The organism is Bradyrhizobium sp. (genome assembly GCF_035701725.1).
Taxonomy (GTDB): Bacteria; Pseudomonadota; Alphaproteobacteria; order Rhizobiales; family Xanthobacteraceae; genus Bradyrhizobium.
On the sequence record NZ_DASSRP010000242.1, the window covers coordinates 1 to 20,383 of the forward strand.

A 20,383-nucleotide genomic window follows, 5' to 3' on the forward strand; every position below is an offset into this window, starting at 1 on the left:
TCCGACGAACGCGATCGCCTCGCGCGCCTTCTCGCGCGCCACCGCGTTGTTTTTGGATCGCAGAAATGCGCCGGTCATGACGTTCGAGAGCACCGTCATGGCGCCAAAGGGCTTTGCGACCTGAAAGGTTCGCGCGAGGCCGAGCGCGCAGATGTCATGCGGCTTGAGCCCGACGATCTCGCGGCCGAAGGCCTTGACCGAGCCCTGGTCCGGCCGGTGAAAGCCGGTGATGAGGTGAAAGCTCGTGGTCTTGCCGGCGCCGTTCGGGCCGATCAGCGCCAGCGTCTCGTTTTCCTTGACGGTGAAGCTGACGTCCTGAACGGCACGCAGGCCGCCGAACCGTTTGCTGAGACCGCTGATCACGAGCGCATCTGCCATCACGCTGTTCCTCAGGCCTGCGCCGGTTTACGCGCGGCAAAGCGTTGCCGCATTTCGTTGATCATGCCCATCAGCCCGGTCGGGCGCCAAAGGATCACCGCCATCAGGATCAGGCTGTAGACGGTGAGCTGCACGCCGCCGATCGAACTGCCAAGCCAGCTCTGCAACAGCGCCGAGGTCGTCTCCAGCAACACGGTGCCGATCAGGGGACCCCACAACGTGCCGATGCCGCCGACGATCGAGACCAGGGCGGCCTCGATCGAGATGTTGAAGGAGAAGGCGGTCGCGGGATCGATGAAGTAGATGTACTGCGTGTAGAACGTGCCGGCGAGCGCGGTCAGAAACGCGCTGATCATGTAGATGTCGCGCTTCATTTTCGGCGCGTTGACGCCGATCGCCTCCGCAGCGTCTTCGTCCTCGCCGATGGCGACCAGGTAATTGCCGATCCAGGAGCGCTCGATCAGCCAGGTGACGAGGAGGCTGAGCAAGAGCAGGCCGAGCACCACGTAATAATAGGAGCTCTTGTTTTCGAACTGCATCATCAAGGGCGCCGCGCCGAGGTTGGGGATAGTTGTGCCCTCGGCGCCCCAGGCGAAGTCGCGGAATTTGAGGAAGATCAGCATCAAGGCTTGCGCGGTGGCGATCGTCGCAATCGTGAAGTAGGGGCCGCGCAGGCGAAAGCACAGCCAGCCGATCGGGAGGCTCGCGAGCGCCGCGACGACGCCGCCGACCACCATGCCGATCCAGGGCGAGACGTCGTAATTGATCTCGAGAATGGTCGAGGTATAGGCGCCGAGGCCGAAATAGGCGGCATGACCGAGCGACAACTGCTTGGCATAACCGCCCATCAGGTTCCAGGCGGTGCCGATAAAGGCGAACAGCAGGATGCGCACGAAGATGTCGATCGCAAACGAGCTCTTCACCACCATTGGCAGCACGATGAGGACTGCCACACCGATGGCGATGACAATGGCGTGGCGCGGATTGATATCTGCCATCATCGCGCGCGGCCTCCGCCTAGTCCGGTCGGCTTGAAGGCGAGCGTCAGCAAGAGCATCGCGAACACGACGATCAATCCGGAATCGGCGCCGACATATTGGATGCCGAGCGATTCCGCGATGCCCATCATCAGGCTTGCAATCAGCGCGCCCACCACGTTGCCGAGCGTGCCCAGCACCACGGCGACGAAGGCCATCAGGACGAACACCTGGCCGACGAACGGATAGGCCGAATAAAACGGCATCAACAGCGAGCCGGCGGCGCCCGCCAAGGCGAGCGCGATCCCAAGCGCGACGCAGAACACCCGGTTCGGGTTGATGCCCATCAGCATCGCCACGTCGCGGTTCTGGGATGCGGCGCGCATCGCCTTGCCGAGGTCGGTGGTGTGCAGAAACAGCCAGAGCAGGCCGCTCAGCAGCATGGCGACCACGAAGGCGATCAGTTTCGCAACGGGAATATAGAGCCCGGCGATATGGAAAGCTTCATCGGAGTAGGAGGTGTGCACGGTGCGGTAATTCGCGGTGAAGAGCATCAGCGACAGATTGAGAAGCAGGAGCGACAGCGCAAAGGTCAGGAAGATCTGCGGCATGTCGTTTGGCCCGAGCACCCTGCGGATCAGGAAATGCTGGATCAGGACACCGATCACGAACAGCACCGGCATCGAGACGAACAGCGAGAGCAGGGGATCGATGCCGAACTGACTGGAGAGGAAGAAGGTGATGTACATTCCGATCATCACGAATTCGCCCTGGGCGAAGTTGACGATCTTGACGACGCCGAAGATCAGCGTGACGCCGATGCTGACGAGCGCATAAATCCCGCCGATGAGCAGGCCGTTGATCACGGCCTGGGCCACTGTCTCCCACATTGGGCTTGCCGAGTCAGGTTTTCAGCAGCGGCGCGCGGGCGTCTTCCTTGGGGAAGACGCTGGCCAGATCGCCGTTCTGCCACTGCACGCCGACGGGATGGCCGTAGATGTTCTTGCCGTCGGGCCCGAACTTGACCTTTCCGCCGGGCGCCATGGCGGCGTAGCCGGATGATACGTCGAGCGTCGACAGCGCTTCGCGCACCTTTTGCGGATCGGCGGACGCCGCCCGCTCCAGCGCGTCGGCCAGCATGAAGGTCTGCGCGACCAGCCCGCCGGCATATTCGAAGGCGAAATCGCCGGTGCGTTTCTTGAATTCGGCGTTCACCTTCTGCGCGTCCTCGCTGACGTCGTGGTTCCAGTGCGCGACGCCGAGCAGGCCCTCGGCGAGCTTGCCGACATTCTTGTAGAAGTCCGGGATGACGAATCCGCCGGAGCCGCCGTTGATCGGCATGTTGAGGCCGAACTGCTTCACGGTTCGCACGATCAAGATGAGATCGTTGAGGTAAGAGACGGAGAACAACATGTTGGCCCCGGAGGACTTCACCTTGTTGATCAGCGGGCTCGCATCGGTGAAGCCGGCCGAGTAGGGCTCGAACATCACGATCTCGACGCCTTCCGACGGCGCAAGTTCCTTGAGCCCGTTCGAGGTCGAGGTGCCAAAGGCGGTGTTCTCGAAGATCACGGCGACTTTCGGCGTATCGCTGACGAGCTTGGACATCTGCAGTTGGGCGCGCGCAAATTGCGAGGCCCGCGCAAAGGGTGTGAAAGTGTAGGTGCGGCCCTTGTTGAGCTGATCCGAACTCGATCCGGTGATCAGCGGCACCTTGGCGCGCTCGGCGACTTCGCTCGCGATCAAGGTCAGCGCGCTGGCATAGCATCCGTGGATTGCCGACAGCTTGTTGCCGGTGATGAGCCGATCGGTTTCCGTGCGCGTGACTGTCGTATCGCTCTGCACGTCGGAAATGATCAGATTGAGTTTGGCGCCGCCGAGCGATTTGATGCCGCCAGCGTCATTGACCATGTCGACGGCGAGCTTGGCCGCCGCGACACAGCCGACGCCGATCTGCGCCATGCTGCCGGTCGTCGGGTAAAGCGCGCCGATATTGATGGGATCCGCGGCCCAGCCGCGAAGCGGAACGGCACCGAATGCGCCTGCGGCAAGCAGGCCTCCGGTCCTGGCGATGAATTGACGGCGGCTCTGTCGCCTGGACGTGGCCTGATCGACACTCTTGCAGGCGGAATCCTTGCGTGCCCTCGCCATCTTCTTCTCCCCATTTATTGGCTGCGGTGGCCGCAGCTCACTGTTTTCGCGGGCCGTTTCGAGACAGGCCCGCGCATTTTGGGGGACGGTAGCCGTATTCAATATTCTTTACAATACGACATCCGACTTTACTGAACGGCCGCTGGCAGCTTCGGCTATTCCGCGCTGCTCACCAGCTTGATCCGAGGCGCGGTCGCTTCCATCAGACTGTGATAGGTAGCGAGATAGTCGAGCGCCATGCGCCTGGCGGTAAATCGCGTTTCAAACTGTTTTCGGATCGTTGCGCGATCGAGCTGAGGCAGGCGATTCACGGCCGCAGCAGCGCTGATCTCATCTTCGACGATGAAGCCGGTCAGATTTTCCTCGACGATCTCCGGGACCGAGCCGCGGTTATAGGCGATGACAGGCGTGCCGCAGGCCATCGCTTCGATCATGACGAGGCCAAACGGCTCCGGCCAATCGATCGGCACCAGCAGTCCGAGCGCACCAGAGAGGAAATCGGATTTTTCGTGGTCGCCGATCTCGCCGATATATTCGACAAGCGGATGATCGATCAGCGGCCGGATCACCTCGTCGTAATATTCCTGGTCGGCACGATCGACCTTCGCTGCGATCTTGAGCGGAATGCCGCATCGGGTCGCGATGCGGATGGCGCGGTCGACACCTTTTTCCGGCGCGATTCGGCCAAGAACGGCGAGGTAAGATGGCCGCGTCGGGCGCGGCGTCAATAGGTTCTCCGGCAGACCATGATAGATGGTGCTCGTCCAGTTCGCCTGCGGTACCGGGCGTCGCTGTGCGTTCGAGATCGAGATCACCGGAACGGATGAGAAGGTCGTGAAGACGGGCTGATGCTCCGGCAGATCCAGCCGGCCGTGCAATGTCGTCACAAACGGCGTCGGCTGTCGAAAAAACAACGAGAATGGGTAGTAGTCGAGATGAAAGTGGAGGAAGTCGAATTCCTCATCGTCACATTTCCGTCGAACCTGCTCCAACATCACCATGTGTAGTGCATTCGGATCGCGGACCGATCCATCGAGGCGTAGCGCGCGCGGCCAGATCGCATGGAGTTTGCCGGATGTTCTCGAGTCTCCGCTGGCAAATAGCGTCACATCGTTTCCGAGTGCGACAAGTTCCTCCGTCAGCCAGTGTACCACCCGCTCAGTTCCGCCATAAAGCCTCGGCGGAACAGCCTCCGTCAGCGGAGCTACTTGCGCGATGCGCATCTACCTCTCCTTCTCGATGTCATGGACGAACAAGCCCCACAAAGCCCGGCGTAAGGACGCCGGGAGGGGAACGTTTCCGCGTCTGCGAGGTTCCACTAGCGCGCGCACTTCTTCCGTCGGGAACGTCACGCGATATTGCCGGCGAACGGGAGTGGTGTGCGCGAAAGGCAGCGGGGCGGGAACCGCGAAGCGGTGTGCGGCATTCCATCGGCTGAACAAGCGGGTCTGAAAAAACAGGCCTTAACAAAAACGTAAGAAGGTCTTGCAGCACATGGATAACCTCTCAGGATTCGCAAATCGCCCTTTTGCCTTCGTGCTGCGCTATCTGCGCCATAGGCCTGCATCACATCTTTGTATTCTGTCGGCGGTGATTGCTGCGGTTGCCTGTTCCGTAGGCACGCAATATGGCGTCAAATTCCTCGTCGATGGTCTTTCGGGCGGGCCTTCCAATGCCGATAGCGTCTGGCAGGCATTCGCAATCCTGGTATCGCTGATCGCCGCGGACAACTTTCTGTGGCGAATTGCTGGCTGGATTGCGAGCTTCACGTTCGTCGGCGTGACCGGCGATCTGAGACGGGACATGTTCCGCCATCTGACGGGCCACGCGCCCAGCTACTTTTCGGACCGGCTGCCGGGCATGCTGACCAGCCGCATCACGGCAACATCGAACGCCGTTTTTTCGGTTGAAAACATGTTCATCTGGAACGTGCTGCCGCCTTGCATCGCGACGATCTCCGCCATCTCCCTGATCGGGACCGTGAGCTTGCAGATGTCGGCGGTCCTGATCGTGATCGCAGGCGGCATGGTGGTTGCCATGTTCCGGCTCGCAGCTGCGGGCAAGCCGCTGCACGACGATTTCGCCGACAAGGCCGCAGCCGTTGACGGCGAGATGGTCGACGTCATCAACAACATGCCGCTGGTGCGGGCATTCTGCGGATTGAGCTTCGAACATGAGCGCTTTGATGCGACCGTGAAGCGCGAGCTGACCGCGCGCGGGCGCAGTCTACGATATCTCGAGAAACTCAGGCTCACTCACGCCGCAGTAACTGTGGTGCTGACGATCGCGATCCTTGCCTGGGCGGTCACGCTTTGGCAGAGCCGCAGCGCGACGACGGGCGATGTCGTTCTGGTCTGCACGCTCGGCATCTCGATCCTCAGTGCGACGCGCGATCTTGCTGTCGCTCTGGTCGACGTCACGCAGCATGTTGCCCGGCTTACTGAGGCGCTCGCCACGGTATTGCTTCCGCACGAGCTGTGCGATCATCCGGAAGCCGAGCCGCTGGTCAAAAGCGGGGCCGCCATCACCTTCAACAACATTTCGTTTAACTATCCGGGCGGTGCGACGGTGTTTGACAAATTCAACCTCCGCATCCAGCCTGGACAGCGCGTAGGGTTGGTTGGCCAGTCCGGTGGCGGCAAGTCTACGCTGTTCGTGCTGTTGCAGCGTTTTTACGATGTTCGGCACGGTAGCATTACGATCGACGGGCAAGATATTTCGCGGGTTACCCAGCAAAGTCTGCGCGAGGCGATTTCGGTCGTGCCGCAAGACATTTCGCTGTTCCATCGCTCGATCATGGAAAATATCCGCTACGGCCGTCCCACGGCCACCGACGACGAGGTGTTGCGCGCGGCGATCGCGGCGCGCTGCGATTTCGTCGAACAGTTGCCCGAGGGGCTCGACACCATGGTCGGCGACCGCGGCGTCAAGCTGTCCGGCGGCCAGCGTCAACGCATCGCGATCGCGCGCGCTTTCCTGAAAGATGCCCCAATTCTGTTACTTGATGAAGCGACTGCGTCGCTCGATAGCGAGTCGGAGGAGGCGATCCGGGATGCGTTGTCACGATTGATGCGCGGGCGAACGGTCATTGCGATCGCCCATCGCTTGGCGACATTGCGCCATTTCGATCGCGTCGTGATGCTCAAGGCCGGCAAGATCATCGAAGACGGTTCGCCCGACCGTCTGATGCAAGGGCAGGGGCCTTACCGCGAGCTGGTGACTCAGGAAATGAGGCGACTGGCCAAACACGCGGCCTGATATCCGACGAGCGTTGCGTCTGTCTTTCGCTGTCAATTCAAGCGAGGCCACATGTCCGCTGAAGCCGTAACCCACGTCACCACATTGCGGATACAGGAAACGGTGATGGAATCGCCGTTCTACATCCCGATGACCGGGCCCGCGGCCCGGCCGCGACGCTCGCTGAAACACGACGACACTTTCATGGTGCTCGACAGCCATGGCGATATCGGTGCGTCGGCCGGCGGGCCGGACGGCCTGTTCAATGCCGATACGCGCTATCTTGCGCGGCTTGAACTCGTGCTCGACGAGGTTCAGCCGCTGCTGTTGGGTTCGAACCTTCGCGACGACAATTCGGCGCTCACGGTGGACCTCACCAATCCCGACGTTTATCGCCAGGGGCGCAATGTCCTGCCAAAGGACGTGTTGCACATCGTGCGCACGATCTTTCTCTGGCGCGGCGCAGCCTACCAGCGGATCGGGGTTCAAAATCACAGCGAACAGACCGCGAGCTTCGATCTGACGCTGTTGTTCGGTAACGATTTCGCCGATCTGTTCGAAGTGCGCGGCGAGCGTCGTTCGCGCCGCGGTACCGCCGTCACGACGCTGCCAAGTCCCGCCGACGTGCTGTTCGAGTATACGGGTCTTGACGGCAGTTCCCGCACCACCGCACTTCAGTTCGATCCGCGGCCGACGCGCCTTGCGGCGAACGCGGCGACCTATCATCTCGAACTGGCACCCAAGCAGACGCGTTCGCTGTTCGTCATCGTCGCCTGCAACAAGCCGGCGATGTCGAAGCCTGTTCCGTTCTTTCGCGGCTTGTTGGCGCACCGCCGGGAGATGCGCGAACAGACCAAAGGTGCAGCCAGCATCGAAACCTCGAACAACATTTTCAACGAGGTGCTGTGCCGCTCGATGGCGGATCTGAACATCCTGATGACCGACACGCCCCAGGGACGTTATCCATATGCCGGCATTCCCTGGTATTCGACGACATTCGGCCGCGACGGGATCATCACCGCATTGCAGATGTTGTGGATTGATCCGCGGGTCGCGCGCGGGGTGTTGAGGCGACTTGCCTTGCATCAGGCAAAGCGGGTCGATCCGCTCGCCGATGCTGAGCCCGGAAAGATTCTTCACGAGATGCGCGGCGGCGAAATGGCGGCCCTTCGCGAAGTGCCGTTCGCGCAGTACTACGGCAGCGTCGATGCAACGCCACTATTCGTGCTCCTGGCGGGACTTTATGTCGAACGCACCGGCGACGACGCGACGCTCCGCGAGCTGTGGCCCGCCATCGAGGCGGCGCTGAACTGGATCGACGGTCCCGGAGATCCGGACCGGGACGGCTTTGTCGAATATCAGCGGGCCTCCGAACAGGGCCTCGCCAATCAAGGCTGGAAAGATTCTTACGACGCGATCTTCCATGCCGACGGGCGGTTGGCCGAAGGTTACATCGCGCTCGCTGAAGTGCAGGGTTATGTCTTTGCCGGAAAGCGGTTGGCAGCGCGCTGCGCCAAGCGGCTGGGATTGTTGGAAAAGGCCCGCCAGCTTGAGGCGGAAGCGCTCCAATTGGCGGAGCGGTTCGAAAATGCGTTCTGGTGTGATGATATCTCTACCTATGCGCTGGCGCTCGATGGCACCAAAGCGCCGTGCCGGGTGCGCACGTCGAATGCCGGGCAGCTGCTTTTCACGGGCATCGTCCGCGAGGACCGCGCCCGGCGCGTGGCGGCTGGCTTGATGCAGCCGAATTTCTTCACCGGTTGGGGCATTCGCACGGTGGCGCAGGGCGAAGCGCGCTACAATCCGATGTCCTACCACGACGGATCGATCTGGCCGCATGACAACGCGCTGATCGCGCTTGGACTTGCGCATTATGGGCTCAAGCACTGCGTCGAGCAGGTGTTCAGGGCGCTGTTCGATGCCGCAACCTATATGGACTTGCGTCGTCTGCCGGAACTGTTCTGCGGCTTCCGTCGCGAGAAGGGGCGAGGGCCGACGCTCTATCCGGTCGCCTGTGCGCCGCAAGCCTGGGCCAGCGCGACGCCGTTCACTTTGCTTGAAGCCGCGCTTGGTTTTGAATTCGATGCCGATCGCAGCGAAATTCGTCTGCATAATCCAAGGCTGCCGGCATTTCTGAACGAGGTCGTATTCCGCGATCTGCAGCTCGGCGCGTCGAGCGCGGATCTTCGCGTGAGGCGGCATGGCGATGAAGTTTCACTGGAAGTGATGAAGACGCGCGGGCAGATCCAGGTGTCCATCGTACTCTCCCGCTGATCGCGGGTACGTGACTGCCGATCGTTCGCTTTCGAGTGAGGGAATAAGATGCAGGCCAGAAGTCGTCTCGCGTTTACGGTCGTCATCGTTGTCAGCCTGTACGGCGCGCATTCGCGTGGCGAGGAAGAAGCAAACGCGCCGCCCGCGCAACAGGACAGCGCCGCGCCGACGACGCCGAAGGAGCAGACGCCGGTGCCGCCGCCGTCCGTCACCATCATTGGAGCGAGGGAAGCGCATGGCGTGCTCGGACGCGACGTCCGTAGCCCCGCGAATGAAGATATGGGCCGCATCGTCGATGTGATCGTCGACCGCCAAGGCATGGTGCGCGCCGCAGTGATCGATTTCGGCGGTTTTCTCGGCGTCGGTAGCCGGAAGATCGTCGTCGACTGGAGCGCCTTGCATTTTGGCCGTGTTGCCGACAAGGGAGAAAGTATCACGCTCGACTTGACCAAAGAGCAGGTGATGGCGGCACCTGAATATAAGGATGGCACGCCCATCGTGGTGCTTGGCGCGGCCGGCAGCCTCCAGCCGTGGCAATTCGATCATTAGCGAGATGGCGGAGAGATGTTTGCCCGGCCATCCCCGCCTCAACATCACAAGCCCCTCTCCGAAGAGCGCGGGCGCTCCTACCGCGATGGCCGAGTGGCAGAAGCCAAAACCGCGGGCACGCGGCCGACGCCTTCGCGCGGCAGCCTGCGTGGTCTCGACTGGTTCATCTTTTTCCTGGCGGATGTGCAAACCGGTTTCGGTCCCTTTGTTGCAGTCTATCTGACCACGCAGAAGTGGACCCAAGTCGAGATCGGCTCTGTGCTCTCGATCGGCAGCGTCATCGCCCTGCTTGGCCAGATGCCGGGTGGGGCCATCATCGATGCAGCGAAATCCGAACGGTTGGTCGCAGGTCTTGCGATCGCGACCATCGGATGCGTTGCGTTGGCCTATGCGGCCTGGCCGATTTATCCGGTGGTCGCGACCGCGGCCATGCTGCATGCCGCGGCGAGTTGCGTGCTCGGCCCCGCGATTGCAGCGATCAGCCTTGGTCTGGTCGGTCCGATGATGATCGGCGAGCGGCTGGGACGCAATGCCCGCTTTGCTTCGCTCGGAAACGGCTTTGCCGCCGCCCTGATGGGCATCTGCGGCTACCTTTTGTCGAGCCGGTCGGTGTTCGTGGTCGCCTTCATATTGGCCCTCCCCACCTTGCTGGCGCTTGCACGTATCCGCGAACGCGAAGTCGATGCCGCGCGCGCTCACGGCTTCGTGCCGCCGAGCGCGCCGGACGCCAAATCGACCAGCGTTCTGGTTCTGTTGCGTCAACGGCCGCTTCTGGTGTTTGCCGGCTGCATCCTGCTGCTGCAATTGGCCAACGCGGCGATGTTGCCGTTGATGGCGGGCATCGTCACCACACGGTCGAGCAAATGGGCAACCCTCCTGATCGCCGCCTGTATCATCGTGCCGCAGGCGATCGTGGCGCTGACCTCGCCCTCGGTCGGGCGTAAAGCGCAAGAATGGGGAAGGCGCCCGCTGTTGCTGCTTGGATTTGGCGCGCTTGCGGGGCGGGGACTTCTGTTCGCGATGGTCCACGATCCCTATCTTCTGGTCGCGGTCCAGGTGCTCGACGGCATCACGGCGGCGGTATTCAGCGTCATGATTCCGCTGATCGTCGCCGACGTCGCATTCGGCAGCGGGCATTTCAACCTCGCCCAAGGCGTCGTCGGTACCGCCACCGGAATCGGCGCTTCGCTCAGCACGCTGGTTGCGGGCTACGCCAGTGACAAATTCGGCAGCAGCATCGCCTTTGTCGGACTTGCTTCGGTGGCAGCGTTCGGCCTCATCATCATCTGGTGTGCGATGCCCGAGACGCGCCCGGCGCCGCGCGTGCTGGAGATGGACAAGACCGGTGACTGAACACGTCCCCTAGGGTGCGACCGTCTTGCGATAGAGCGCGCCGTATAAAGCCGCCGAAATATCCCAGCTGAAAGAGCGCGCCATCGCATTCCGCCGCATCGAGTCGAGGCGGTCCTTGGCGGTGAAAGCCGAGAAAGCGCGGCGGACGCCGCCGAGGAAGGATTCCGGCGAAGGTTGCGGAAACAGAAAGCCGGTCTCGCCATCGGTGATGGTTTCCGCAAGACCGCCGGTCTGATGGCCGATCGGCAGCGATCCGAAGCGCTGGGCGTACATCTGGCTGAGCCCGCAGGGCTCGAAGCGTGACGGCATCAGCGTGAAATCGCTGCCGGCAAAGATGCGCCGCGCCTGCGCGGCGTTGAAGCCGATCACGACGCCGATCGCATCCGGACGTCGCCGGTGCGCCGCGACCAGGGCTTTCTCGATCTCCGGCTCGCCGCGTCCGGTGACGACGATCTGTCCGCCGGCATTGATGATTTCGTCGGTCGCCGACAACACGAGGTCGATACCCTTCTGGTGGACCAGGCGCGCGACGAGACCGAACAGCGGACCGCGCGACAGCGCGAGCCCGAATTGATGGCGGACGTAATCGGCATTGGCCTGCTTGCCGACCCAGTCGCCGGGCGCGAACTGCTGCGCCAGCTGAGCATCGACCCGCGGGTCCCAGCTCTCATCGATCCCGTTCAGGATGCCGGTCAATTGATGGGCGTCCGAGCGCTGGCGCAACAGCCCTTCAAGTCCGCAACCGAGTTCGGCCGTCGTGATCTCTTTGGCATAGGTCGCGCTGACCGTAGTCAGGTGGGAGGCATAGACGAGTCCACCTTTGAGGAAAGACAGCTTGTCGTAAAATTCGAGCCCGTCGATGTGGAAGGAATCCGGCGGCGCGCCGATCCGCCGCAGCGACTCCTTCGAAAACAGGCCCTGGTATGCCAGATTATGAATGGTGAGGATGCTCGGGATCTTGCTGCCGCTCCAGGCCAGGTAGGCGGGCGCCAAAGCCGCCTGCCAGTCGTTGGCGTGAACGAGGTCAGCTGCCCAATTCTTGTCCAGGGTGCCCTCGGCGAGCTGCGCCGCGATCGAGGCCAACCGTCCGAAGCGGATGTCGTTGTCGGGCCAGTCGTGGCCCTCTTCATCGCCGTAGGGGTTGCCCGGCCGATCGTACAATTCTGGACACAAGACCACATAGACGGGCAGGCCGTCCTTGGTTGCCCCGAGGGCGAGCGAGCACGCCGGCATTTCCGCAAGCGCTGGGCATTGGCCGACAATATCGAGATGGGTGAATTGTTCGACGACGTCGCTGTAGCCTGGAAGGATGACCCTGACGTCGCTCCAGCGCCGGAGCGCCCGGGGCAGCGCGGCCGAAACCGCGGCCAGCCCCCCGACCCGAACGAAGTCATCCATCTCCGTGGTAACGAACAGGACTCTCAAAACGCCCTCGCACGCTGCCGTGGCTAAACTCCGACTATGCAAGATCAGTTCCAGTTGCGCGTCGCCCGTCGTATGGGCAGTCGCAACATGGATCGCCATTCTTGGCTCGGCCGGCATTCCTTGCCGGACTCGTCGATGAGATGCTTTCCCCTCGGGCCCGCACCCTCTAGTCTTTTTGGCTAGGCCCGCGGTCAGACGGGCGGCAAGGGGAGTTCTTCGATGACCATAGCAGACGTCGATGAGCGGAATGCGACAGGCAGCCTGCACGGCCTGCGCGTGCTCGATTTCTCGACCACCATTGCCGGTCCTCATTGCACGCGGATGCTGGCCGATATGGGTGCCGAGGTCATCAAGATCGAGGCGGCCGAAGGCGAGACGATGCGCATCCGCCCGCCCGTCCGCAACGGCTGCTCCAGCCTTTTCGGCCAGCTCAACGCCGGCAAGAAAAGTGTCGTGCTCAATCTGAAATCGGCGGACGCCGTCGGCATCATTCATCAACTGGTGAAGGATGCGGATGTCCTGGTCGAGAATTTCCGGCCTGGCGTGATGCGGCGGCTCAAACTCGATTACGCCTCGCTGCAGCCGCTCAATCCGAAGCTCGTCTATTGCTCGATTTCGGGCTACGGCCAGAGCGGGCCATCGGCGGAGTTGCCCGCCTATGCGCCGGTGATTCATGCCGCGTCCGGCTATGATATGGCCCATCTCGCCCATCAGCCGGGCCGAAACCGTCCCGATTATTGCGGCATCTACCACGCCGACATCCTGACCGGTGTCTATGCCTTCGGGGCGATTTCGGCGGCGCTGTACCAGCGACACCTGACCGGCAAAGGCCAGCACATTGACGTCTCGATGCTGGAATCGATGCTGACTTTGACCCAGAACGAAGTGCAGAACGCGCAGTTCGACGTGCCGCCGCCGAGCCGGCCGATGTTCGGCCCGGTCGAGACCGCCGACGGCTATGTCATGGTGGCGATTGCCAGTGAAAAGACGTTTCAGGGTCTCGTCCGGGCTGCGGGCCATCCAGATTGGATCGAGGATGCCCGTTTTGCGAAATATGCCGACCGGCGCCGGCACTGGACCGAGCTGATGGAGGGCGTCGAAAGCTGGTCGCGCACGGTCACGAACGAACAATGCCTCGCGGAATTGGGCGTCCATGGCGTGCCGTGTTCGGCGTATCGAACCGTGGCGGAGGCGATGCGCGATCCGCAGATCGCCCACCGCGGCGGGCTCGCCACGGTCGAAGACGGCGGCGGCACCTTTGAGGTCATGAACATGCCGTTTCGGATGTCGGGCGCCCGCGTCGCAGCCGGCAAGCGCGCGCCGGCGCTCGGCGAACATACCCGCGAATTTCTCGCCGAAAGCGGGCTGTCGGATGATCAGATCGCGGCCGTGCTTGATCAGCGGTAGCGGACGGTCTTGCGGGGGCGGCAGTTTCCGGCCTATCACACGCGCAAAGAGGTATCCGGGAGTGAAACAATGAAGAGCTTTCGCGTCGCCGAGTTCAACGCCCCATTGAAGGAAATGGAGGAGCCGACCCCGCAACCCTCCGGCACGCGCGTGCTGATCAGGGTCAAGGCGGCCGGCGTCTGCCACAGTGACCTGCACATCTGGGAGGGCGGCTATGATCTCGGTCATGGCCGCAAGCCGTTGTCGCTCAGGGATCGCGGCGTCTCGTTGCCGCTGACGATGGGACACGAAACCGTCGGCGAAATCATCGCGTTCGGTCCGGATGTTAAAGAGAGCGACAAAGACGGTCTCAAGCTCGGCGATACCGTGCTGGCCTATCCCTGGCTTGGTTGCGGCAAGTGCAAGACCTGCCTCGGTGGCGATGAGAACATGTGCATCGTCAAGCCGAGCGCGCTCGGCGTCTACTGCGACGGCGGCTATGCCGACCACATGACGGTGCCGCATCCGAAATATCTGATCGACCTGAAGGGGCTCGATCCGGTCACCGCCGCGCCATACGCCTGCTCCGGCGTCACCACCTATAGTGCGCTGAAGAAGGTCGAGTCCGTGTTCGATACGCCGATCGTGATTATCGGCGCCGGCGGTCTCGGCCTGATGGCGCTGTCGCTGCTGAAGGCGATGGGCGGCAAGGGCGCCATCGTCGTCGACATCGATGCCGGCAAGCGTGAAGCCGCGGAAAGGGCCGGGGCGCTCGCGACCGTCGACGGCGGCGCAGCCGATGCGCTGGAGCAACTCACAAGGAAAGCCGGCGAGCCGATCCGCGCCGTGATCGATCTGGTCGGCAATGCCAAGACCACCCAGCTCGGCTTTGATTGCCTCACCAAGGGCGGCAAGCTCGTGATCGTCGGCCTGTTCGGCGGCGGTGCAACTTTTGCCCTGCCGCTGATCCCGATCAAGGCGATCACGATTCAAGGCAGCTATGTCGGCAATCTGCGCGAGACGCGCGAACTGCTGGATCTCGTGCGCGCCAAAAAGATCGCGCCGATCCCGGTGACGCCGATGCCGCTTGCCAAAGCCAATGAGGCGCTTTCCAGTTTGAAAGCCGGCCGGCTGGTCGGGCGGGCGATTCTGACGCCGTGAGACCAATGCCTCGGTCATGGCTGGGCTTGACCCGGCCATCTACGTCTTGCTTGTGGTGACGCTTGAAGACGTGGATACCCGGAACAAGTCCGGGCATGACGAAACAGAAAAATCCGACCTAACGAAGATCAAGGATACCCTTCATGTCTGCCAACACTGCGCTCCACATCGCCGTCCTTCCCGGGGACGGCATCGGCCCCGAAGTCATGGAGCCAGCGCTCGAGGTCCTGCGCAAAATCGAAAAGACCACGGATCTCAAGTTCCGCTTCACCGAAGCCGCGGCGGGCGCCAATCACTATAAGGAGACCGGCAAGTCGATGCCGGACTCGACCATCAAGCTGTGCGAGGAGGCGGACGCGATCCTGCTCGGCGCCTGCGGCCTGCCGTCGGTGCGCTACCCCGATAACACCGAGATCATGCCTCAGGTCGAACTGCGCTTTCACTTCGACCTCTATGCCGGCGTGCGCCCGGCGCGTCTCATTCCGGGGGTGCCGAGCCCGATTGTCGGCGCCGATGCGCGCGGCATCGACCTCGTCGTGATCCGCGAGTCCACCGAAGGCCTGTTCGCCTCGATGGGGAAGGGCATCGTCACCCACGAGGATGCGCGCGAAACGCTCGTGATCACCCGCAAGACGTCGGAACGGCTGTTCGAGTTTTCCTTCCGTCTCGCCGAACGTCGCAAAAAGCGCGGCCGCCCGGGCGCGCTCACCTGTGTCGACAAGGCCAATGTGTTCAAGGCTTTTGCGTTCTTTCGTGAAATGTTCGACGAAGCCGCCAAGCGCCATCCGGATGTGAAAACCGACAGGCTCTATGTCGATGCCTGCTCGGCGATGCTGGTGAAGCGGCCGTGGGACTTCGATGTCATGGTGATGGAGAACATGTTCGGCGACATTCTCTCCGACATGACGGCCGGCCTGATCGGCGGCATGGGCATGGCGCCTTCGGCCGACATCGGTGACAAATATGCGGTGTTCCAGCCCTGTCACGGCACCGCGCCCGATATCATGGGGCAAGGCAAGGCCAACCCCACAGGCATGATCCTGTCGGCGGCGATGATGCTCGACTGGCTTGCCGACAAGCACGGACTGGAGTCCGCTGCCGAAGCCGGCGAGCGCATCGAGAGAGCCGTCGACAAGGCGTATGCGCAAGGGATCAAGCCGATGGAGTTCGGCGGCAAGAACGGCACCGCCGACGTTGCCAAGGCGGTGTTGGAAGCGTTGTAGGTTCGGCACTTGTTCATCTCGTCATTCCGGGGCGCGCGTAAGCGCGAACCCGGAATCCATTTCTCCCGGCATTGTTGCGGCTCCATGGATTCCGGGCCTGCGCCTTTTGGCGCATCCCGGAATGACCGGATCTTGCGAGCCTGCCTCGACGGTTAAGTGAGATGCGCGGCCTCTTCGCTTTCCTGCTCATCCCAATGCGTGCTGCCAATCGCGGGGTCGATCAGTTGGCCCCGCAACAGCGCCAGCGGCGACTTGTAGTAGAGCGCAATGTTGTGAAAGGGATCGGTGAGGACTTTGTAGACCCATGCCAGTCCAGTCATCACACCACGCGTGAGAAAAAGCTGGATCATGCGAAAGGCGCCGCCGCCAATACCGATGACGAGCCAGATGTCGCCGACGTGACGAACGAAATCGATCCTGCCGGCTGGCGGAGCGAAGATTCCGAACAGCGTCGGAAAGAAAAACAGCAATGCGGGCGCCGATCCCCATACCACTAGCAAGGCGATCTTGCGGTTCTGGTTGTATCCGACCTTGATCGCCTCCTTGTACTCATTGGTGACGTGATTGACCGCGTCGTAGCCGTTCGGCTCGAAAAAGAAATGCCCGGTCTGCCGCGTGAGCATCGCAAGCCAGCCGATCAGGCCGGCGAGCGCGGGATCCCTGAACAGCAGCGCATAACACGCTAGAAAAATCACCGCGCTGATCAGATGCAGTGTCTGGTTGATCCGGCTCTGATGGTAATAGCGATAGTCGTCGTAGCGCTGGGTGCGCAACATTTCGAAAAAATGCTTCATCTGAAATCCTCGTTGCGGTTGGCGCGCGCACCTAACGAGATTCCCCCAAAAGACGTGTGACAGTTCAATAATGTCATGCTCCGTATCATTACTTAGGACGAAAGGCGTGGAAACGAACCGCGCGCATCTGACAATCAGTTGCAATCCGCTTCCCGAAGTCATGACGATTTTCCTCCCGCGGCGCGATTTTCGCGTCCGGGTTTTCCAATAGTGCCCCCAATCAGAAGAGGGCGCGGGAAATGCCGGGCGTTTGGCGCGCCCGCAGCCTCGTGTGTAGAAAGAAAAACACACGAGTTAGTCACCGCAGGTTCGCCGAAAACGATCCGGCATTCCCCGCGCAACGGTTTTACGGTTTCCTTCGTGCTCGCCCCGGAGACCGGGCTTTGTTGTCTCCGTCGCCGGTGAGACGCGCTAGCGTCATCACCGGCTTGATCTCAGCGTCGGGAGATCAGGCCCACACGACTTCGCCGTCCGCAAACCGCATCACTCGTCAGTTGATGCGGCCCACGTCCATCGCATCCCGCGCTCAACGTTCATGACGATCGCGAAACGCCCCTCTCAGTGGCGCGGGACAGGCCGGCTTCTAAGACTGATTTGCCCGACGTCGCAAGCGATGCGGCCCTGCGACCAATTGGCACGACGGGCAAATCAGCGTTATGACGCGAAAGTAATTTCGACGAAGTCAAGCGCCTCGTTCGGGTTCATGCTCTCAGGGCTGCAATGCCTTTGGCGAACTTAAGGGCAAGGGCGAAGACAATGGCGAATGGCCAGAGGCGCAGCGCAACAAAACCGTAGAACACGTCGAAGGTACTCGGCACTTTATCCTTCGCCAGGTCCATCCGTGTCTTCACGTCTGTCTTGGCGGCTTCTATTGCCGGAATTTCGGCATTCCATCGCTGTATAGTTTGCAGGACTGCAGCCTGTTGCGCCGGTATCCTCAGACACGGCGCTAAAGCCCAATAAGTGACCGCCGCAAAACTCGAGTTTTCCTCCCATACCTTTTGATAAATTGTACGAAGATCAATCGAAAGCGCGGGTAACACGCTATCAAGCCGTTCATGCAATGACGTCTCAAATTTCTTCTCACTGGCGACGAGCTGGACGAGCAGGGCGCTTGGATCTTTGGGCAAGCTGGCTAACGAAGCTTTCAGCTCTTTGAATATTTCAGCCCCTCTATCCCAATTGCTCAGCCCGGCGCAGGCTGCCGATCATCGATACCTTCAGCAGATATTCGCGCCTCAAAGTCGGATCGGCGGCGGTTTGCCGGAGGAAGTCGCGGAATCCGTTGTCTGCCGCTTCAAGGTTGCGCTTGTTCTGGATCGATTGGCGCTCGACATATTCCTTGGTGACCAGCCGGCGCTGAAGGTCGAAACGATCGAGCTCGGCCTCCGCTTTCTCGCCGCGCCAGACCGCAGCCAGCCGTTCGGTCAGGTTCATCGCATCGTGGATGCCGCCGTTCATGCCCATGCCGCCGAGCGGATTGTTGACATGCGCGGCATCGCCGATCAGGAAGGCGCGGTGCTTGCGGAATGTGCTCGCGACGCGCTGATGCACGCGGTAGAGCGTGGTGTGATCGATCTGGTAGCGGTCGATGCCCGGGACGACCTCGGCCATCAAGGCCGTGACGAATTCCGCCGACAGTGCCAGTTCGTCGCTTTCCTCCGGCGCAATGCGGAACATCACCCGCCACAGACCCGGAATGCCCAGGAGGAAATGCCAGCGCACCGGATCGGCCACATAGCTCACGGTGGCGAGCCCCGGAATGACGCTGTGGAAGTCGAAGGGCGTCGAGACCACCAGATAGCGGTCGGGCCATGTAAAGCCCTCGAATTCGATGTCGAGAGAACGGCGGACGTCGCTGCGCGCGCCGTCGGCACCGATCAGCCAGCGATAGCTGTGCGCTTCGCTTCTGCCGTCTCGCTCCACGGTGACGGTGACGCTGTCGGTGTTTTGCGTGACGGCGCGAACCGGACTTGAAAACACGATTTCAAGATCCGGTGCGCCGCGAAGCCGGTCGTAGATGATGCGGGTCAGTTTCGACTGTTCGCATTGCAGGCGGAACGGATGCCGCGTTTGATCGGCGATGTCGCCAAAGTCAAATTCCGCGATCACCCCGTCGCGACGGTTGCGGTACTGGAATTTGGGCGCGATCAGGCCTTGCGCGATCAACGGCTGGACGACGCCGAGCTCGCCCAGCATATCGAGCGTCGGAGGGTGAAAGGTCGACGCGCGGGACTCCATGCTCAGGTCGCCGCCGCTCTCAAACACGGTCACGGGAACGCCGTGACGTACAAGATTGGCCGCGGCGACAAGCCCGACGGGGCCGGCGCCGGCAATGAGGACCCTTTCGGTGACCGGATTGGTTCGGTTCATTCCGCTTTGATGCCTGCGGCCTTGACGATCGGCCACCATTTCTCGATCTCGGCGGCTTGATAGGCGCGGAGCGCTGCCGGCGTTTGCTGATCGCGCGGATAGATTTCCTGGCCGAGCTCTGCGAGCCGCTTGTGCACAGTCGGATCGGCAAGGCTGTCGACCACGGCACTGTTCAGCCTGTCGACGATCGGGCCCGGCGTGTCCTTGGGGGCCCACATTCCGGTCCACACCGGCAGGTAAAGGCCCGGCAATCCGGCTTCATCCACCGTCGGAATATCGGGCGCCGCGACCGCACGCGTCTTTGACATCACCGCATACGACTTGATGGTGCCCTCCTGGAGCTGGGGCAGCGAACTCGACAGTTGATCGAAGATGAGATCGATTTGCCCGGCGATCAGCGCCTGCATCGATGGCGCTGTACCGCGATAGGGAACGAATTGAAGCCGAGTACCCGTCAGGCTGCCGAACAGGATGCCGCCGAGATGGGTCGCCGATCCTGCGCCCGAGGTGCCCGCAAGCACGCTATCCTGATTGGCCTTGACCCAGGCGATCAGCTCTTTGAGGTCTCGCGCCGGCACCGCTTTCTTCGAGACGACGACGGAGGGGTTGTTGGCCAACAGCGCCACCGGCTCGAAATCCCGCCGCAGGTCGAACGGCAGATGATAGACGGCTCCGGTCAGCACGTGCGAGTTCATCGGCCCGACACTGATCGTGTAGCCGTCCGGCGCTGCGCGCGCGACCCGGCCAACGCCGATCGTGCCGGCCGCGCCAGTCACGTTCTCGATGATGATGGATTGGCCGAGCAGTTCCTGCATTCTCGCGCTGATGATCCGCGCCACCGCATCGGTGGGGCCACCGGCGGAGAACGGCAACACCATCGTGACCGGACGGGACGGATAGTTCTCGGAGGTCGCTGACCTGACCGGTTTCAGGCAGCACGCCGCCGCAACGGCCGATGACAGGAAAACCCGCTTGCTGATCATGTTGTCCGTCAGCAGATGGAAATTGGAATCAGGCTAATGAATTCCCCGGACAAGGGAAGATGACAATAGCGGCAGCGACAAGGCTTTTCGCGGCGGATCGGCATTCCGTCGCGCAGGAC

General features: G+C 61.9%; 17 protein-coding genes. 7 read left to right on the plus strand and 10 right to left on the minus strand.

The window, feature by feature from the left end; genetic code table 11:
* The 5 genes from VFL62_RS14015 to VFL62_RS14035 form a co-directional block, all read right to left on the minus strand.
* On the minus strand, positions 1-378 hold a 378-nt coding region (locus tag VFL62_RS14015; protein WP_325172979.1), incomplete at its 3' end, for an ATP-binding cassette domain-containing protein.
* Positions 379-389: 11 nt separating this feature from the next.
* Positions 390-1,379, minus strand: a complete 990-nt coding sequence (locus tag VFL62_RS14020; protein ID WP_325172980.1) for a branched-chain amino acid ABC transporter permease — start codon at positions 1,377-1,379, stop codon at positions 390-392.
* Complete coding sequence (locus VFL62_RS14025) at positions 1,376-2,245, minus strand: branched-chain amino acid ABC transporter permease (RefSeq protein ID WP_325172981.1); 870 nt, start codon at positions 2,243-2,245, stop codon at positions 1,376-1,378. Before VFL62_RS14025 ends, VFL62_RS14020 begins: the two co-directional genes overlap by 4 nt.
* A 13-nt stretch (positions 2,246-2,258) precedes the next feature.
* Positions 2,259-3,506: an ABC transporter substrate-binding protein gene (locus VFL62_RS14030; protein ID WP_325172982.1), complete on the minus strand. Its 1,248-nt coding sequence runs from the start codon at positions 3,504-3,506 to the stop codon at positions 2,259-2,261.
* Between the two features lie 155 nt (positions 3,507-3,661).
* Positions 3,662-4,729 (minus strand): glycosyltransferase family 4 protein, encoded by a 1,068-nt coding sequence (locus tag VFL62_RS14035; protein WP_325172983.1) that lies wholly within the window; start codon positions 4,727-4,729, stop codon positions 3,662-3,664.
* 271 nt (positions 4,730-5,000) lie between these two features.
* On the opposite strand from VFL62_RS14035, the gene VFL62_RS14040 reads away from it, so the two are divergent.
* The 4 genes from VFL62_RS14040 to VFL62_RS14055 are packed head-to-tail and all read left to right on the plus strand — an operon-like array spanning position 5,001 to position 10,919.
* Complete coding sequence (locus VFL62_RS14040) at positions 5,001-6,764, plus strand: ABC transporter ATP-binding protein (protein WP_325172984.1); 1,764 nt, start codon at positions 5,001-5,003, stop codon at positions 6,762-6,764.
* A 51-nt stretch (positions 6,765-6,815) separates the two neighbouring features.
* A complete protein-coding gene (locus VFL62_RS14045) occupies positions 6,816-9,017 on the plus strand; it encodes an amylo-alpha-1,6-glucosidase (RefSeq protein WP_325172985.1) in 2,202 nt (733 codons plus the stop codon).
* A 48-nt stretch (positions 9,018-9,065) separates the two neighbouring features.
* On the plus strand, positions 9,066-9,566 hold the full coding sequence (locus VFL62_RS14050; protein ID WP_325172986.1) for a PRC-barrel domain-containing protein: 501 nt from the start codon (positions 9,066-9,068) through the stop codon (positions 9,564-9,566).
* A gap of 15 nt (positions 9,567-9,581) precedes the next feature.
* Positions 9,582-10,919, plus strand: coding sequence for an MFS transporter (locus VFL62_RS14055; protein ID WP_414644711.1), 1,338 nt, complete (start codon positions 9,582-9,584; stop codon positions 10,917-10,919).
* Positions 10,920-10,928: 9 nt separating this feature from the next.
* On the opposite strand, the gene glgA is transcribed toward VFL62_RS14055, so the two are convergent.
* Positions 10,929-12,344 carry a glycogen synthase GlgA gene (gene glgA, locus VFL62_RS14060; protein WP_325172988.1) on the minus strand — a complete coding sequence of 472 codons (1,416 nt, stop codon included), beginning with the start codon at positions 12,342-12,344 and terminating at the stop codon, positions 10,929-10,931.
* Between the two features lie 219 nt (positions 12,345-12,563).
* On the opposite strand from glgA, the gene VFL62_RS14065 reads away from it, so the two are divergent.
* The 3 genes from VFL62_RS14065 to VFL62_RS14075 all read left to right on the plus strand — a co-directional run bounded on the left by VFL62_RS14065 (position 12,564) and on the right by VFL62_RS14075 (position 16,114).
* On the plus strand, positions 12,564-13,751 hold the full coding sequence (locus VFL62_RS14065; protein WP_325172989.1) for a CoA transferase: 1,188 nt from the start codon (positions 12,564-12,566) through the stop codon (positions 13,749-13,751).
* A gap of 69 nt (positions 13,752-13,820) precedes the next feature.
* On the plus strand, positions 13,821-14,891 hold the full coding sequence (locus tag VFL62_RS14070; protein WP_325172990.1) for an alcohol dehydrogenase: 1,071 nt from the start codon (positions 13,821-13,823) through the stop codon (positions 14,889-14,891).
* 143 nt (positions 14,892-15,034) lie between these two features.
* On the plus strand, positions 15,035-16,114 hold the full coding sequence (locus tag VFL62_RS14075) for an isocitrate/isopropylmalate dehydrogenase family protein (protein WP_325172991.1): 1,080 nt from the start codon (positions 15,035-15,037) through the stop codon (positions 16,112-16,114).
* 152 nt (positions 16,115-16,266) lie between these two features.
* Here VFL62_RS14075 and VFL62_RS14080 read toward each other — a convergent pair whose 3' ends face one another.
* From VFL62_RS14080 to VFL62_RS14095, 4 genes are all read right to left on the minus strand, one after another.
* Positions 16,267-16,908: an Mpo1-like protein gene (locus VFL62_RS14080; RefSeq protein ID WP_325172992.1), complete on the minus strand. Its 642-nt coding sequence runs from the start codon at positions 16,906-16,908 to the stop codon at positions 16,267-16,269.
* 701 nt (positions 16,909-17,609) lie between these two features.
* Complete coding sequence (locus VFL62_RS14085) at positions 17,610-18,038, minus strand: hypothetical protein (RefSeq protein WP_325172993.1); 429 nt, start codon at positions 18,036-18,038, stop codon at positions 17,610-17,612.
* 43 nt (positions 18,039-18,081) lie between these two features.
* The gene (locus VFL62_RS14090) at positions 18,082-19,281 is read right to left on the minus strand and encodes an FAD-dependent oxidoreductase (RefSeq protein WP_325172994.1); all 1,200 of its coding nucleotides are present in this window, start codon (positions 19,279-19,281) and stop codon (positions 18,082-18,084) included.
* Positions 19,278-20,264 (minus strand): tripartite tricarboxylate transporter substrate-binding protein, encoded by a 987-nt coding sequence (locus VFL62_RS14095; protein WP_325172995.1) that lies wholly within the window; start codon positions 20,262-20,264, stop codon positions 19,278-19,280. The genes VFL62_RS14090 and VFL62_RS14095 overlap by 4 nt, the downstream gene beginning before the upstream one ends.
* Positions 20,265-20,383 lie beyond the last annotated feature (119 nt).